Origin of the sequence: Salipiger mucosus DSM 16094, assembly GCF_000442255.1 — a bacterium.
In the GTDB taxonomy this organism is placed as follows: Bacteria; Pseudomonadota; Alphaproteobacteria; order Rhodobacterales; family Rhodobacteraceae; genus Salipiger; species Salipiger mucosus.
Genome location: NZ_KE557273.1, coordinates 362,654 through 377,125 on the forward strand (window position 1 = coordinate 362,654; position 14,472 = coordinate 377,125).

General features: G+C 70.0%; 13 protein-coding genes. 10 read left to right on the forward strand and 3 right to left on the reverse strand.

The annotated features are described in order from the left end of the window. The 9 genes from rimI to SALMUC_RS01915 all read left to right on the forward strand — a co-directional run. Positions 1 to 547, forward strand: a 547-nt coding sequence (gene rimI, locus SALMUC_RS01875) for a ribosomal protein S18-alanine N-acetyltransferase (RefSeq protein WP_342663006.1), incomplete at its 5' end; no start/stop codon positions are given. 100 nt (positions 548 to 647) lie between these two features. Next, positions 648 to 1,652 (forward strand): BMP family lipoprotein, encoded by a 1,005-nt coding sequence (locus tag SALMUC_RS01880; protein ID WP_037371059.1) that lies wholly within the window; start codon positions 648 to 650, stop codon positions 1,650 to 1,652. Positions 1,653 to 1,748: 96 nt separating this feature from the next. Then, complete coding sequence (locus tag SALMUC_RS01885; RefSeq protein ID WP_020040833.1) at positions 1,749 to 3,353, forward strand: ABC transporter ATP-binding protein; 1,605 nt, start codon at positions 1,749 to 1,751, stop codon at positions 3,351 to 3,353. 86 nt (positions 3,354 to 3,439) lie between these two features. Next, entirely contained in the window at positions 3,440 to 4,534 is a 1,095-nt protein-coding gene (locus tag SALMUC_RS01890; RefSeq protein ID WP_037370959.1) for an ABC transporter permease, read from the forward strand. Beyond that, complete coding sequence (locus tag SALMUC_RS01895; RefSeq protein ID WP_020040831.1) at positions 4,534 to 5,499, forward strand: ABC transporter permease; 966 nt, start codon at positions 4,534 to 4,536, stop codon at positions 5,497 to 5,499. The genes SALMUC_RS01890 and SALMUC_RS01895 overlap by 1 nt, the downstream gene beginning before the upstream one ends. 158 nt (positions 5,500 to 5,657) lie before the next feature. Continuing rightward, positions 5,658 to 6,563, forward strand: coding sequence for a sulfite exporter TauE/SafE family protein (locus SALMUC_RS01900; RefSeq protein WP_020040830.1), 906 nt, complete (start codon positions 5,658 to 5,660; stop codon positions 6,561 to 6,563). Beyond that, positions 6,563 to 7,324: a TIGR02186 family protein gene (locus SALMUC_RS01905; RefSeq protein ID WP_020040829.1), complete on the forward strand. Its 762-nt coding sequence runs from the start codon at positions 6,563 to 6,565 to the stop codon at positions 7,322 to 7,324. Before SALMUC_RS01900 ends, SALMUC_RS01905 begins: the two co-directional genes overlap by 1 nt. After that, complete coding sequence (locus SALMUC_RS01910) at positions 7,321 to 7,752, forward strand: acyl-CoA thioesterase (RefSeq protein WP_020040828.1); 432 nt, start codon at positions 7,321 to 7,323, stop codon at positions 7,750 to 7,752. Before SALMUC_RS01905 ends, SALMUC_RS01910 begins: the two co-directional genes overlap by 4 nt. A 76-nt stretch (positions 7,753 to 7,828) precedes the next feature. Further along, positions 7,829 to 9,031, forward strand: coding sequence for a Zn-dependent hydrolase (locus SALMUC_RS01915; RefSeq protein WP_020040827.1), 1,203 nt, complete (start codon positions 7,829 to 7,831; stop codon positions 9,029 to 9,031). 79 nt (positions 9,032 to 9,110) lie between these two features. On the opposite strand, the gene SALMUC_RS01920 is transcribed toward SALMUC_RS01915, so the two are convergent. Both SALMUC_RS01920 and SALMUC_RS01925 read right to left on the reverse strand, forming a co-directional pair. After that, positions 9,111 to 9,812 (reverse strand): response regulator transcription factor, encoded by a 702-nt coding sequence (locus SALMUC_RS01920; RefSeq protein ID WP_020040826.1) that lies wholly within the window; start codon positions 9,810 to 9,812, stop codon positions 9,111 to 9,113. Further along, positions 9,809 to 11,689: a hybrid sensor histidine kinase/response regulator gene (locus SALMUC_RS01925; RefSeq protein ID WP_020040825.1), complete on the reverse strand. Its 1,881-nt coding sequence runs from the start codon at positions 11,687 to 11,689 to the stop codon at positions 9,809 to 9,811. The genes SALMUC_RS01920 and SALMUC_RS01925 overlap by 4 nt, the downstream gene beginning before the upstream one ends. A 272-nt stretch (positions 11,690 to 11,961) precedes the next feature. Here SALMUC_RS01925 and SALMUC_RS01930 point away from each other — a divergent pair, with 272 nt between their 5' ends. Further along, positions 11,962 to 13,185 (forward strand): ATP-grasp domain-containing protein, encoded by a 1,224-nt coding sequence (locus SALMUC_RS01930; RefSeq protein ID WP_020040824.1) that lies wholly within the window; start codon positions 11,962 to 11,964, stop codon positions 13,183 to 13,185. Here SALMUC_RS01930 and SALMUC_RS30870 read toward each other — a convergent pair. Continuing rightward, on the reverse strand, positions 13,176 to 14,438 hold the full coding sequence (locus SALMUC_RS30870; RefSeq protein ID WP_245584649.1) for a hypothetical protein: 1,263 nt from the start codon (positions 14,436 to 14,438) through the stop codon (positions 13,176 to 13,178). The genes SALMUC_RS01930 and SALMUC_RS30870 overlap by 10 nt on opposite strands. Positions 14,439 to 14,472: the final 34 nt, after the last annotated feature.

A 14,472-nucleotide genomic window follows, 5' to 3' on the forward strand; every position in this document is an offset into this window, starting at 1 on the left:
CCGGCGCGCGCCCGGCGCCTCTCTACCTGCGCCCGGCCGATGCCGCGCCGGCGCGCGACGCGCCGCCGGTGATGCTGCCATGACGCCCGACCGGCTGGCCGAGATCGCCGCCCGCGCCTATCGCCACATGACACCCTGGACGGCGGCCGACATCCGCGACACGCTCAAGCAGCCCTCGGCGCTGCTGGTCACGCGGATGCAGGCCTTCGTCCTCGGCCGTGTCGTCGCCGACGAGGCCGAGATATTCGCCCTCGCCACCGATCCCGAGCATCAGCGCCGCGGCGCAGCCCGCGCGGCGCTGGCCGCCTTCGAGCAGGCCGCCGCCGAGCGCGGGGCCGCCACCGTCCTGCTGGAGGTGGCCGAGGAGAACGAACCCGCGCGCGCCTTTTACGCCGCCTGCGGCTACGAGGACTGCGGCCGGCGACGCGGCTACTATCACAGGCCCGACGGCAGCCGCGACGATGCGCTGCTCATGCGCCGGTCGTTGACCGGACGGCATCCGGCGGACACGGTCAACCCTGCGGCAACACGCCCAAAAAGCGGTTGACCGTCCCGCGGACGGTGGCGTTAATCGTCCCAGACCTGGACGGATCAGGCATCCGCGCGGCGCCGCGATGCCGCCGCCAACCAACACCTGGGAGCGATACATGACCTTGATGAAGCACTTCCTCGGCGCGACGACCGCCCTCGCCGCCAGTGCCTGCGCGGCGCTGGCGGACCCGGCGCTGATCTACGATCTCGGCGGCAAGTTCGACAAGTCCTTCAACGAGGCGGCCTACAACGGGGCCGAGGCCTATGCCGAGGCAACCGGCGGCTCCTACCGCGACATCGAGCTGCAGTCCGAGGCGCAGCGCGAGCAGGCCCTGCGCCGCTTCGCCGAGGCCGGCTTCAACCCGGTCGTGACCACCGGCTTCTCGATGTCCTCGCCGATCGCCTCTGTCGCGGCGGATTATCCCGACACCAAGTTCGTGACCATCGACGGCTTCGTCGACCCCGAGGAACACCCGAACGTGAAGTCGATCCTCTTCTCCGAGCACGAGGGCTCCTACCTCGTCGGCATGATGGCCGCCATGGCCTCCGAGACGGGCACCGTCGGCTTCGTGGGCGGCATGGACATCCCGCTGATCCGCAAGTTCGCCTGCGGCTACGCCCAGGGCGCCAAGGCCGTGAACGGCGACGTGACCGTCATCTCGAACATGACCGGCACCACGCCAGCGGCCTGGAACGACCCGGTGAAGGGCTCCGAGCTGACCAAGGCCCAGATCAGCCAGGGCGCGGACGTCATCTTCGCCGCCGCCGGCGGCACCGGCCTGGGCGTGCTGCAGACCGCCGCCGACGAGGGCATCTACTCCATCGGCGTCGACAGCAACCAGAACCACCTGCACCCGGGCTCGGTCCTGACCTCGATGCTCAAGCGCGTCGACGTGGCCGTCGAGGAGGCCATGACCGCCGGTGCCGATCTCGAAACCGGCGTCGAGGTGCTGGGCCTTGCCGAGGACGGCGTTGGCGTCGCGGTCGACGAGAACAACGAGGACCTCGTCACCGAGGAGATGATGGCGGCCGTCGAAGAGGCCAAGGCCAGCATCGTCGCCGGCGACACCGAGGTGCACGACTACTCCTCGGACGACAGCTGCCCCGCGCTCAGCTTCTGATCCTGCGATTGCACGGCGCGGGCCCGCCCGCGCCAGTTTCACTAGAGGCCGCGTGGCGCGCGGCCTCTGCCCTGTCCGACAGGAGCCCATGACGCCATGACCGACCCCGCGCCCGCCATCGAGCTCAAGGGCATCTCCAAGGCCTTCGGGCCCGTGCAGGCCAACAAGGATATCTCGATCCGCGTCATGCCGGGCACGATCCACGGCATCATCGGCGAGAACGGCGCGGGCAAGTCGACCCTGATGTCGATCCTCTACGGCTTCTACCGCGCCGATGCGGGCGAGGTCTGGATCAACGGCAACAAGACCGAGATCCCGGACAGCCAGGCCGCCATCAAGGCCGGCATCGGCATGGTCTTCCAGCACTTCAAGCTGGTGCAGAACTTCACCGTGCTGGAAAACGTGATCCTCGGCGCCGAGGAGGGCGGCCTGCTGAAACCCTCCCTCGCCAAGGCGCGCGGCGTGCTGAAGCACCTGGCCGAGGAATACGAGCTCTCGGTCGATCCCGAGCAGCTCATCGAGAACCTGTCCGTCGGCCACCAGCAGCGGGTCGAGATCCTCAAGGCGCTCTACCGGCAGGCCGATATCCTGATCCTCGACGAGCCCACCGGCGTGCTGACCCCGGCCGAGGCAGACCACCTGTTCCGGATCCTCGACAACCTCCGCAAGGAGGGCAAGACGATCATCCTCATCACCCACAAGCTGCGCGAGATCATGGAGATCACCGATACCGTCTCGGTCATGCGCCGGGGCGAGATGACGGCCACGGTCAAGACCGCCGAGACCTCGCCCGAACAGCTGGCCGAGCTCATGGTCGGCCGCAAGGTGCTGCTGCGCGTCGACAAGAAACCCGCCGCGCCGGGCGAGACCGTGCTCGACGTCGACAACCTGCGCCACGTCGACCGCCACGGCGTCGAGCGGCTCAAGGGCGTCTCGCTGCAGGTCCGCGCTGGCGAGATCCTGGGCATCGCGGGCGTCGCGGGCAACGGCCAGTCGGAGCTGCTCGAGGTGCTGGGCGGCTACGCCGAGGGCACCGGCGCGGTGCGCCTGCGCGGGCAGGAGATCGCGCTTGCCGGCAGAGGCTCGGACGGGCAGGCGCGCCGCGCCCGCAGCATCGCCCATGTCCCCGAGGACCGCCAGACCGAGGGGCTCATCATGAGCTACACCGCCTGGGAAAACACCGTCTTCGGCTACCACCACGACCCGCGCTACCAGTCCGGCCCGCTGATGAACAACGCCCTCATCCGCGAGGAGGCCGCGGGCAAGATGGAGCGCTTCGATGTGCGCCCGCCGGACCCGGATCTCGCCGCGCGCAACTTCTCGGGCGGCAACCAGCAGAAGATCGTGCTCGCCCGCGAGATCGACCGCGACCCCGATCTGCTGCTCGTGGGCCAGCCCACCCGCGGCGTCGATATCGGCGCCATCGAGTTCATCCACCAGGAGATCGTCCGCCTGCGCGACGCCGGCAAGGCGATCCTGCTGGTCTCGGTCGAACTCGACGAGATCCTGTCGCTCTCGGACCGCATCGCGGTGATGTTCGACGGCCGGGTGATGGGCGAACGCCGCCCCGACGAGACCGACCAGACCGAGCTCGGCCTGCTCATGGCCGGCGTCACCGAGCGACCCGAGGGCGACGCCATGAGCGCCATCGACCGCTCGCTCGAGGCGAAAGAGACCCGCGAGGCCGAACGGCATGGCTGAACGTCCCGCCCCATCATCTTTCTCCAAATACGCCCGCCGGAGGCAACCGCGCCCGCAGGGCGCGCCGAACAAGCGCGAGACCCAAGATGGATAGAATGCCCGCCTGGGCCGACGCGGTCCTCGTCCCCCTGATCTCGATCCTGCTGGCGGCGGCGATCTCGGCGCTGGTGATCCTCGCCATCGGCGAGAACCCGGTCGATGCCTTCACGCTCATGGTCGAAGGCGCGCTCATGCGCTCCTCGGGCTGGGGCTACACGCTCTACTACACCACGAACTTCATCTTCACCGGCCTCTGCGTGGCGGTGGCCTTCCACGCCCGGATGTTCAACATCGGCGGCGAGGGGCAGGCGATGATCGGGGGCCTCGGCGTGGCGCTGGCCTGCCTCTTCCTGCCCATGCCGCACTGGACCCTCTCGCTGCTGGTGGCGACCTTCGCGGCGGCGGCCTTCGGCGCGGCCTGGGCCTTCGTCCCGGCCTGGCTGCAGGCGCGGCGGGGCAGTCACATCGTCATCACCACCATCATGTTCAACTTCATCGCCGCGGCGGTGCTGAACTACGTTCTGGTGAACCTGCTGCGCCCGGCGGGCGCCATGGACCCGGCTTCGGCCAACTTCCCCGAGACGACCCACCTGCCGACCTTCCAAGACATGTTCGCGGCCGAAGGCTCGGCGCTCTTCCGCGGCGCGCCCGCGAACGTGACCTTCTTCCTCGCGGTGCTCGCCTGCATCGGCGTCTGGGTGCTGATCTGGCGCACGCGGCTGGGCTACGAGATCCGCGCCTTCGGCCAGTCCGAGAGCGCCGCGCGCTACGCCGGGATCTCGCCGGTGCGCACCACCGTCTTCGCCATGCTGATCTCGGGGGGGCTTGCCGGGATGATGGCGCTCAACACGACGATGGGCGAGGCCGAACGTCTGGTGATGAACGCGACCGAGGGCGCGGGCTTCATCGGGATCGCGGTGGCGCTCATGGGCCGGTCGCACCCGGCGGGGGTCTTTCTCGCGGCGCTGCTCTTCGGCTTTCTCTACCAGGGCGGGGCCGAGCTGGCGCTCTGGACCAACATCCCGCGCGAACTCATCACCGTGATCCAGGCGCTGGTGATCCTCTTCACCGGCGCGCTCGACAACATGGTGCGGATGCCGCTCGAGAAACTCTTCGGGGCGCTGCGCAGGAGGGACGCCTGATGGACTTCGCGACGATCCTGCAGGTGCTCGATTCCACCGTGCGCCTCGCCACGCCACTGCTGCTGGCCTGCCTCGCCGGGCTCTTCTCCGAGCGCTCGGGCATCATCGACATCGGGCTCGAGGGCAAGATGCTCGCGGCGGCCTTCCTCTCGGCCGCGATCGCCGCCACGACCGGCTCGGTCTGGTGGGGGCTGCTGGCGGGCATCGTGGGTGCGAGCCTGATGTCGGGCATCCATGGGCTGGCCTCGATCACCTTCCGCGGCAACCAGCTGATCTCCGGCGTGGCGATCAACTTCCTCGCCTCCGGCCTGACGGTGCTGATCGCGCAGGACTGGTTCGGGCAGGGCGGGCGCACGCCCTCGCTCATGGGCGGCGGGCGCTTCGAGAGCATCACCCTGCCGCTGGCCGAGACGCTGCGCCCGGTGCCGGTGCTGGGGCCGATCTACGCCGAGCTGATCTCGGGGCACTCGATCCTTGTCTACGTGGCCTTCCTGATGGTGCCGGCGACCTGGTGGGTGCTCTTCCGCACGCGCTTCGGGCTGCGCCTGCGCGCCGTGGGCGAGGCGCCCGAGGCGGTCGACACCGCCGGCGTCTCGGTCATCGGGCTGCGCTACGCGGCCATCGCCATCTGCGGGCTGCTCTGCGGGCTGGCGGGGGCCTACCTCGCGACCGGGCTGCAGGCGGGCTTCGTGCGCGAGATGACGGCCGGGCGCGGCTACATCGCGCTTGCGGCGCTGATCTTCGCCAAGTGGCGGCCCTGGTACGCACTCTATGCCTGCCTGCTCTTCGGCCTGCTGCAGGCTGTGGCGCTGCGCTACCAGAGCATCGACCTCGGCGGGGTGGTGATCCCGGTGCAGGTGATGGACGCGTTGCCCTACATTCTGACGGTGGTGATCCTCGCGGGCTTCGTCGGCAAGGCCATCCCGCCGCGCGCTGGCGGCGAGCCCTACGTCAAGGAGCGCTGAGCCTCCGGTCTGCGCAGGAAAAGGGCCGGGAATTTTCCACCGAATATTCCTCGCGCCGCCCCGACGCCGTGCCCGGATGCGTGTCAAAGGCGCACCGGGCGGACGCCCGGCGCCGCGCCCGAGTTGCCATTCTCCGCGGGGCGACGCAAAGTCGGTTCATGCAGATCTACCTCCCCATCGCCGAGGTATCGGTCAACGTCTTCCTGCTCTTCGGGCTGGGCGGACTGGTCGGCGTGCTCTCGGGCATGTTCGGCGTGGGCGGCGGCTTTCTCATCACGCCGCTGCTGTTCTTCCTCGGCATCCCGCCGGCCGTGGCCGTGGCCACCGGCGCCAACCAGATCGTCGCCAGCTCGGTCTCGGGCGTGCTCGCGCATCTCGCGCGCAAGTCGGTCGACCTGCGCATGGGCGTGGTGCTGCTGGTCGGGGGCCTCGTCGGCTCGGGCGTGGGCGTGTGGATCTTCACCCTGCTCAAGGACATGGGCCAGGTCGATCTGCTGGTCCGGCTCTGCTACGTCGTCTTCCTCGGCGTCATCGGCGGGCTCATGTTCGCGGAGAGCCTGCGCGCGCTCTTCCGCACGCGCCGGGGCGGGGCGCCGAAGCGGCGGCATCACTCCTGGGTGCACGGGCTGCCCTTCAAGATGCGCTTCCGCACCTCGGGGCTCTACATCTCGGCGATCCCGCCGCTGCTGGTGGGCATGTCCGTGGGCGTGCTGGCGGCGATCATGGGCGTGGGCGGCGGATTCATCATGGTGCCGGCGATGATCTACCTGCTGGGGATGCCCACGCGCGTCGTCGTGGGCACCTCGCTCTTCCAGATCATCTTCGTCACCGCCTTCACCACGATGCTGCATGCCGCGACCAGCTACACGGTCGACATCCTTCTGGCGCTGATCCTGCTGGTGGGCGGGGTGCTTGGCGCGCAGGTAGGCGCGGCCTTCGGAACGCGGCTCAAGGCCGAGCAGCTGCGCATCCTGCTGGCCTCGCTCGTGCTGCTGGTCTGCGGCAAGCTGGCGCTGGACCTCTTCCTGACGCCGGTCGAGCTGTTCGAGCTGGGGGCCTCGTGATGCGCGCGGTCTGGCTGTTCGTGCTTCTGCTCGCCGCGCTGCCCGCGCGGGCGGAGGAGATCGTCATGGGGCTGAGCAAGGACAACGTCTCGATCTCGACCGATTTCGACGGCTCCGAGATCCTGATCTTCGGCGCCGTCAAGCGCGAGGACCCGATCCGCACCGAGCCGCCGCTGCAGGTCGTGCTCACGGTCGCCGGTCCCAAGACCCCGGTCACCGTCTGGCGCAAGGAGCGGCGGCTCGGGATCTGGGTCAATACCGAGGCGGTCGAGGTCGACGCCGCGCCCTCCTTCTACGCCGTGGCCACCAGCGTGCCCTGGCGCGAGGCGATCTCGGCGGTCGAGGACCTGCGCCACGAGGTCTCGATCCCGCGCGCCATCCGCTCGGTCGGCGCACCGATGGAGATCGAGGATGCCCAGGTCTTCACCGACGCGCTGATCCGCATCCGCGAGCGCGCCGGCCTCTACCAGCTGCACGAGGGCATCGTGACGCTGACCGAGTCGACGCTCTTCGATGCCGCCATCTCGATGCCCGCCAACATCACCGAGGGCCGCTACACGATCCGCGTCTTCCTGACCCGCGACGGCGCGGTGGTGGCACGGCATTCCTCAGTGATCGAGGTCCGCAAGGTCGGCCTCGAACGCTGGCTTTTCACCCTCTCCCGAAACGAGCCGCTGCTGTATGGCCTCATGTCCGTCGCCGCTGCCGTGCTGGCCGGATGGGGCGCCTCTGCGGCCTTCAGAGCCCTGAGATCCGGATGACCCGAACCCCTCCTCCTGCCCGCGACGCCTTTGTCACCTTCTGCACCATTCCGACCCGGTGGAAGGACAACGACAATTACGGCCACATCAACAACGCCGAGTACCTGTCGTTCCTCGACACGGCCATCTCGCTCTGGCAACTCGAACACGGCATGGACATCGCCGCGCCGACCAGCAACCGCTACCTCGCCGCCGACACCGGCTGCACCTACTTCGCCGAGGCGCGCTTTCCCGACGTGCTGCACCTCGGGCTGCGTATCGGGCACCTCGGCACCAGCTCGGTGCGCTACGAGCTCGGCGTCTTCCGCAACGAGGACCCCACCGCCTGCGCCATGGGCCACTTCGTGCACGTCTGCGTCGACGCGGACTCGCGTCCCGTGCCGATCCCGGATGAGGACCGCGCGCTCTTCGAGACGCTGCAGCGCTGAGACTTGGCGCGCTATTCATCATGATAAATTGACAACGCCGCGCCCGGGCGACAGGCTCGGGCAAAGGAGTGCGCCCATGCTGCCCGTCGATCCCGACCGTTTCCTGTCCGACCTGCACGCCCTGCGCCGCTTCGGCGCCGCGGGCACCGGAAAGGGCGTCTCGCGCCCCGCCTTCACGCCGGATGACATCGCCGCCCGCGACTGGCTCGCCTCGCGCATGGCCGAGGCCGGGCTGACGCCGCACTTCGACCCGGTGGGCTCGCTCTTCGGCCTGGCCGAGGGGCACTCGCTGCTCATGGGCTCGCATTCCGACAGCCAGCCGGAGGGCGGCTGGCTCGACGGCGCGCTGGGCGTCGTGGCGGCGCTCGAGGTCGCCCGCGCGGCGCAGGAGGCCGGCGGCCCGCCGGTCTCGGTGGTCTCCTTCGAGGACGAGGAGGGCCGCTTCGGCGTCACCACCGGCAGTTCGGTCTGGTCCGGCAACCAGACGCTGGAGGGCGCCGACGCGCTGATCGACCCCTCTGGCATCACCTTCGCCGAGGCGCGTGCCGCCTTCGGCGACCGGCGCGGCGACTTCGTCGACCCGGCGCGGTTCTCGGGCTTCGTCGAGATGCACATCGAGCAGGGCCCGGTGCTCGACACCACCGGCGAGAAGCTGGGCGTGGTCGAGGCCATCGTCGGCATCCGCGACGTGCACGTCACCTTCACCGGCCAGCAGAACCACGCCGGCACCACGCCGATGCACCTGCGCCGCGACGCCTTCCAGGGCCTCGCCGCCTTCAACGCGCGCCTCGCCGAGCGCTTCGCCGAGGTCGTGACCCCCGCCACCGTCTGGACCGTGGGCCACGTCGCCCTGCACCCCAACGCGCCCTCCATCGTGCCCGGCCGCGCGCGCTTCTCGGTGCAGTGGCGCGACGGCGACAAGGCGCGCCTCGACCGGATGGAGGAGATCGTCCGCACCACCGCGGCCGAGGTCGCCGCCGAGCGCGACCTCGGGCTCGACTTCGGCCCGATGATCGGCCTCGACCCGGTGACGATGGACCGGGGGCTTCGCGGCTCGCTGGAACGCGCGGCCGAGGCCGAGGCGCCGGGTCGCTGGCGCACGATGCCCTCGGGCGCGCTGCACGACGCCACCAGCGTCGCGCGGCACATGCCGGTCGCCATGCTCTTCGTGCCCTCGATCGGCGGCATCAGCCACGACTTCGCCGAGGACACCGACGAGGCCGACCTCGTCGCCGGCCTCAACACCCTGGCGCGCGCCGTCTCGGACCTCGGCGCCTGACCACGTCTTTCATCTTTCCGTCAAATACGCCGGGGTGAATGCGCGCGCAGCGCGCAGAGGGGCTGGCCCCTCCACGCCCTCAGGACCAGTCCACCTCGCCGAGAAAGATGTAGCCCGCCCCGTAGATCGTCTTGATCAGCCGCGGGTTCTTGGGGTCCTCGCGCAGCTTGGTGCGCAGCCGCGAGATGCGCACGTCCATCGCCCGGTCAAAGCTCTCGCCCGCCGCGCCGCCAAGGCTCTCCTGCATCTGCGCGCGCGAGATCAGCCGCTTCGGGCTTTCGAGGAAGAGCCGCAGGACCTCGCCCTCGGCCTGGCTGAAGGGGATCTCCACGCCTTCGGAATCCTCCAGCGCATAGCGGTCGAAATGCGCGGTCCAGCCGTTGAAGCGCGCGGTGGTGCCCTGAGCCGCGCCCCGGCGCGGGCCGCGCAGCCGGGCGCGGATGCGGGCCACGACCTCGGCCTGATCGAAGGGCTTGATGATGTAGTCGTCGGCGCCCAGTTCGAGCCCCGTCACCCGGTCCTGCACCTGCGCGCGGCCCGAGATGATGATCACCGCCGCGCCCTGTTCCAGCGCCAGCCGGTGCACGAGGCTCAGCCCGTCGCGGTCCGGCAGGCCGAGGTCCACGAGGCAGACGTCCGGCGGGCTGCGCTTCAGCGCCGCCTCGAACTCGGTCGCGCGCGAGAAGGCCAGGGTGCGGAAGCCGGCCTCGGTCAGGGCCTCCGACAGCATCGACCGGATCGCCGGTTCGTCGTCGAGGATGGTCACCAGCGGCGCGCTCATGCGACGGGCTCCGCCTGTCCGAGAAAGGCCGCGAGGTCCGCAGCCTCGAAGGGCTTGGCGATCACCGGCGCCACCTCGCGCGCCGCGCGGTGCAGCGGGTCGGTCTCGGGCCGCGCGGTCATCAGGAAGACCGGCAGGCCGGGCAGGCGGGCGGGCAGCTCGGTGCCCGGCGCCTCGCCCTCGAGCGAGACGTCCGAGATCACCAGCGCCACGTCCAGCCCCTCGGCCAGGGCGCAGGCCTCGTCGACCGAACTCGCCTCGACCACGGAATGGCCCATGCCGGTCAGCATCTCGCGGATGCGGGCGCGCAGGTCGGCGTCGTCCTCGACCAGCAGCGCAAGCCCGCCGCCGGGGGCCGCCTGCGCCGGGCGCAGCGGCAGGCGCAGGGTGACGCGCGCGCCGGTGTCCGCGTTGGCGAGTTTCATCGCCCCGCCCGCGAGCTTCACCATGTCATAGACCATGGCCAGCCCCAGCCCCGACCCCTCGCCGCCCTTGGTGGTGAAGAACGGGTCCAGCGCATGCTCGAGCGCATGCGCGCTGAAGCCGGGGCCGGTGTCGCTCACCGCGATCTCGAGCCAGGTGTCCTGCACCGCGCTGGCCGCCAGCGTGATCGTCCCGCCGCCCCGGCAGGCGTCGGCGGCGTTCAGCACGAGGTTCAGCGTCGCGTCCTGCAACAGGCCCGCGTCCAGCAGGTAGCGGCCCGCGGTCTCGTCGCGCACCGCGAGTGCCACGCCCTCGGGCAGGCTGGGCGTGGCCAGCGTGCGCAGGTCGTCGAGGAAGCCGGCCAGCGCCACCGGCTCGGGCCGCCAGGCGCGCGGCGCGGTGACGTCGGCGATGCGGTTCAGCAGGTCGCCGCCCCGCCGTGCCGCCTGGATGGTGGCCGCGATCAGCGGCTCGGCCCCGGGGGCGGTCTCGATGCGCGCGAGCTTGGACTGCATCCCGAGGATGATGGTCAGCAGGTTCGAGAAATCATGCGCCAGCCCCGAGGTGAGCTGCGCCGCCATCTCGCGCCGCCGCGTCTGCTGCAGAGCGGCGCGGGCCTGCGTCTCCTCGGTCACGTCCTGGCTGAGGATGTAGACCCCCGGCTCGACCGGGTCCGGCGTCAGGGCCGCGCGGATGCGCCGGGACGAGTCGTCGTCGGTGAACTCGAAGGTGCTCGGCCGCCCCGCGAAGGCACTCTCGAGGTGCGGCTTCACCTTGGCGTAGGCCGGGCCCAGCGTCTCCGAGATGTGCCGCCCGAGGATGTTGGACGGCCGCCCGGGCATCACCGACGACAGCCGCCGGTTGGAAAAGGTATAGCGCCCCTCGGCATCGACGCGGGCGATATGGGCCGGCATCATCTCGGTCGTGAGCCGCGTGCGGGCCTCGATCTCGGTCAGCTCGCGCCGGGCCTCCTCGAGCGCGGCATTGGCGGCGGCAAGCTGGCGGTTGGTGGCCGCGATCTCCTCGGAGCGGCGCAGCACCTCTTCCGACAGCAGCTCGGATCGGGTGCGCAACAGCTGCTCCTGCGCCCGCACGTCGGTGATGTCGGTGTAGACCGTCACCCAGCCCCCCTGCGGCAGCGGCGCGCCCTCGACGCTGATGACGCGGCCGTTGGCGCGGGTGCGCTCCATGTAGTGCGGCTCGAAGGCGCGCGCCTGCTCGACGCGGGTGCGCACGAAGCTCTCGGGGTCCTCGACGGTGCCGTACTCGCCGCGCTCCACGAGGTGGCGGATCGTGTCCTCGAAATGCGCGCCCGGCGTGGTGAGCGATGGCGGCAGGTCGAACATGCGCGCGAAGGTGCGGTTGCAGACCGCGAGCCGCAGGTCGCTGTCGTAGATCGACAGCGCCTGCTGGATCAGGTTGAGACCGGCCTGCGTGAGCGCGTCCTTGTCCATCGTGGGGTCCGTATCGGGGCGCGAAAGCGCGCGGGGTGACGCATGGCTAGCACCCGCGCGGACGCCGGCAAAGCCTCGCGTGGCGGCACCCTGGCACCGCGTGCTGTTGAAATCGACAGGCGGGACGCTACACTCCTGTCCTGAAAACGAAGAAGACGCGCAGGCGTGCTTGCCGGGTTCGGTTTTCACCTTTCCCATCCCGAGGCACGGGTGACGTGGCGTGGCCGTTCCGCCACGCTGCCGAGACTGCGCGCGGAAAGGAAGGACTGAAGATGGAGAAGAATCCCGACAAGGGCTACGTCGCCATTCTGGGCTGGAGCCTCAACGCCATCGACGCGGTCGACCGTTTCGACCGCCGCTACGTCGTCGTCGCACCGCCGTGGGCGCAGGATTACTGCGAGCAGAACGGCATCCCCTTCATCCCGTGGGACTTCGACCGTCTGAACGAGCGTTCGCACGAGATCGCGCATCGTCTCAAGGACGAGGGCGTCGATGTGGCCATTCCGATCTTCGAGGAGACCGTCGAATGGGCCGGGGCAATCAACGCGGTGCTGATGGGCAACCCGCGCCTGCTGGGCCAGTCCATGCTGTTCCGCGACAAGTCGCTGATGAAGCGCCGTGCCCAGCTGGGCGGCATCCGCGTCGGCGTCTTCGAGGAGGCGCACGACCGCGACGACGTCATCCGCTTCCTCAAGCGCGTGAACCAGACGCTGCTGAAGCTTGACGGCGACCCGAACGACCCGATCCACTTCAAGGCCTTCGACAAGTCCGGCACCGCCGGGCACCGGGTGATCCGCACCCCCGAGGATGTGGACAACATTCCCTCCGAGGAGTTCCCGGCGCTGCTGGAAAGCCACCTCGACGGCTGGGAGTTCGCGGTCGAGGCCTGGATCAAGGACCGCAAGATCCAGTTCCTCAACATCTCGGAATACGTCACGCTGGGCTACTCGGTCTTCGTGCCGGCCACGCCCGAGCTCGAGGCGCACCGCGAGCGCATCACCGAGGAGATCGAGAAGCTGATCGAGGTCTTCGATATCGATTTCGGCTTCATCCACCCGGAATACTTCCTGACCAGCGACAACAAGCTCTACTTCGGCGAAGTCGCCTACCGTCCGCCGGGCTTCAACGCGCTGGAGCTGATCGAGCGCGCCTACGGCTTCAACGGCTACCAAGGTCTTGTCGTGGCCTTCGATCCCAAGACCACGCAGGAGGAGCTCGAGGCCTTCTTCCCGACGCCGGTGACGGACGCGAAGGGCCACGCCGGCTGTTTCGGCGTCTATCCGCGCCGCCGTGTGGTCAGTCGGCTGGAAGTCCCCGAAGAGACGGCCAAGCATCCCTATTTCGAGTTCCACGAGCTCTCGGACCCGCGCGAGCAGAAGGTGGCCAAGCGCACGGCCTTCGGCACGCACTGGGGGCTGGCCTATTTCTTCGGTGACGATCCGCACAAACTGCGCGATCTGTTGAAGCACCAGGAAGAGCTGGACTACTACGTCTGATGACCATGAACCCGGCGCCCGATGACGGGCGCAGCACCGAAGCGGTCGAGCGTCTCGCCGGGACGCTCGACTCCGTCCTGACCCGGCTGGAACAGGCGCGCGCCTTCTCGAAGCCGCGCCACCAGCGCCCTGCGCTCGACGTGATCGCCCGCATGCTGCCGCTGCCTGGCGGCATCGAGGTGGTTTACGACCGTGCGGGACGGCTGGACGCGGCCGGGCTCTTTGCCGGATCCGACTGGGACCGGCCCGAGGCGCTCGTGCCCCGGCTCGCCGGCGAGACGCTGGTGGCCGAGGACACGGTGCTTGCCGCGCTCGAGGCCACGAGCCTCCTGCGCCTCCTGGCGGTCGCCTCCGGCGATGCGCGGCACGAGAACCTTCACGCCGAGGGCGCGCGCCACTACCTGACGCAGGTGCTGGCGCTGAACCTGCGGCATATCTTCGACATGGCGGACGAGGCCAGCCGCGAGCTGGGCCAGCGGGGCGAGACGCGCGACCGGTTGCTGCGCTTCATCGCCGAGCGCGTGGGCCTGACCGACGTGCTGGGCGTGCTGGTGACCGAGATCTGGCGCATCCTCGAGCAGCGCCCGGTGCAGGTCGGCACGGTCAAGGACATGATCGCGCAGATCGCCATCACGCTTCACAAGGAGGGCGGCGCGCTGGGCGGCGCACGCACCGGGGCCGAGCGCCTCGTGAGCGCGCTGTTCGGGCCGACGACAGGCTCGCTCGACGACCCCGGCCTCGAGGCCTACATCGCGCGGCTGGAAACGAGCGACGAGGCGGGCCTTTCGCGCGAGGCGATGGGCTTTGCCCGCGCCATGCACGACACCGGGCTCGTCTCCGACTACCACGCCGCCTTCCTGGTCTGGGCGGTCGACTATGCTCCCCGCCCGCTGGTGCCCGAGGCGCTGGGTCTGGGCACCACGGGGCTCGACTGCTGGCGCCACTATCGCGGCCTGATCGAGGAGCTGATCCGGTCTTCGGTCACTGTCGCCACGCCGCAGGCGGCCTACGGGCTTGCGCTGCTGCTGGACCGCGGCGTGCTGCACCACGCGCCGGTGGTGCCGGCGCTCAGCCGGCAGCTGCGCCTGCAACTGGACGGTGCGGTGCGCGAGCGGCTGGCGCTGGGCTTCGGCCCCGCCGTCGCGCCCGAGACGCACCTGCTGGCGGGCGTTCTTCAGGTGATCGGTCAGCCGCTGGGCGTGGGGCAGGGGGCCGAACCCGACCTGCCACGTCCGCCCGGGCCCGATCGCCACTGTGGGCGGTTGAACGATCCCGACCTATCTGCTG

Excerpts from the sequence above, each read along its gene's own strand:
- SALMUC_RS01880 (WP_037371059.1), top strand. The coding sequence starts at position 648 with ATGACCTTGATGAAGCACTTCCTCGGCGCGACGACCGCCCTCGCCGCC.
- SALMUC_RS01885 (WP_020040833.1), top strand. The coding sequence starts at position 1,749 with ATGACCGACCCCGCGCCCGCCATCGAGCTCAAGGGCATCTCCAAGGCC.
- SALMUC_RS01890 (WP_037370959.1), top strand. The coding sequence starts at position 3,440 with ATGGATAGAATGCCCGCCTGGGCCGACGCGGTCCTCGTCCCCCTGATC.
- SALMUC_RS01895 (WP_020040831.1), top strand. The coding sequence starts at position 4,534 with ATGGACTTCGCGACGATCCTGCAGGTGCTCGATTCCACCGTGCGCCTC.
- SALMUC_RS01900 (WP_020040830.1), top strand. The coding sequence starts at position 5,658 with ATGCAGATCTACCTCCCCATCGCCGAGGTATCGGTCAACGTCTTCCTG.
- SALMUC_RS01905 (WP_020040829.1), top strand. The coding sequence starts at position 6,563 with ATGCGCGCGGTCTGGCTGTTCGTGCTTCTGCTCGCCGCGCTGCCCGCG.
- SALMUC_RS01910 (WP_020040828.1), top strand. The coding sequence starts at position 7,321 with ATGACCCGAACCCCTCCTCCTGCCCGCGACGCCTTTGTCACCTTCTGC.
- SALMUC_RS01915 (WP_020040827.1), top strand. The coding sequence starts at position 7,829 with ATGCTGCCCGTCGATCCCGACCGTTTCCTGTCCGACCTGCACGCCCTG.
- SALMUC_RS01920 (WP_020040826.1), bottom strand. The coding sequence starts at position 9,812 with ATGAGCGCGCCGCTGGTGACCATCCTCGACGACGAACCGGCGATCCGG.
- SALMUC_RS01925 (WP_020040825.1), bottom strand. The coding sequence starts at position 11,689 with ATGGACAAGGACGCGCTCACGCAGGCCGGTCTCAACCTGATCCAGCAG.
- SALMUC_RS01930 (WP_020040824.1), top strand. The coding sequence starts at position 11,962 with ATGGAGAAGAATCCCGACAAGGGCTACGTCGCCATTCTGGGCTGGAGC.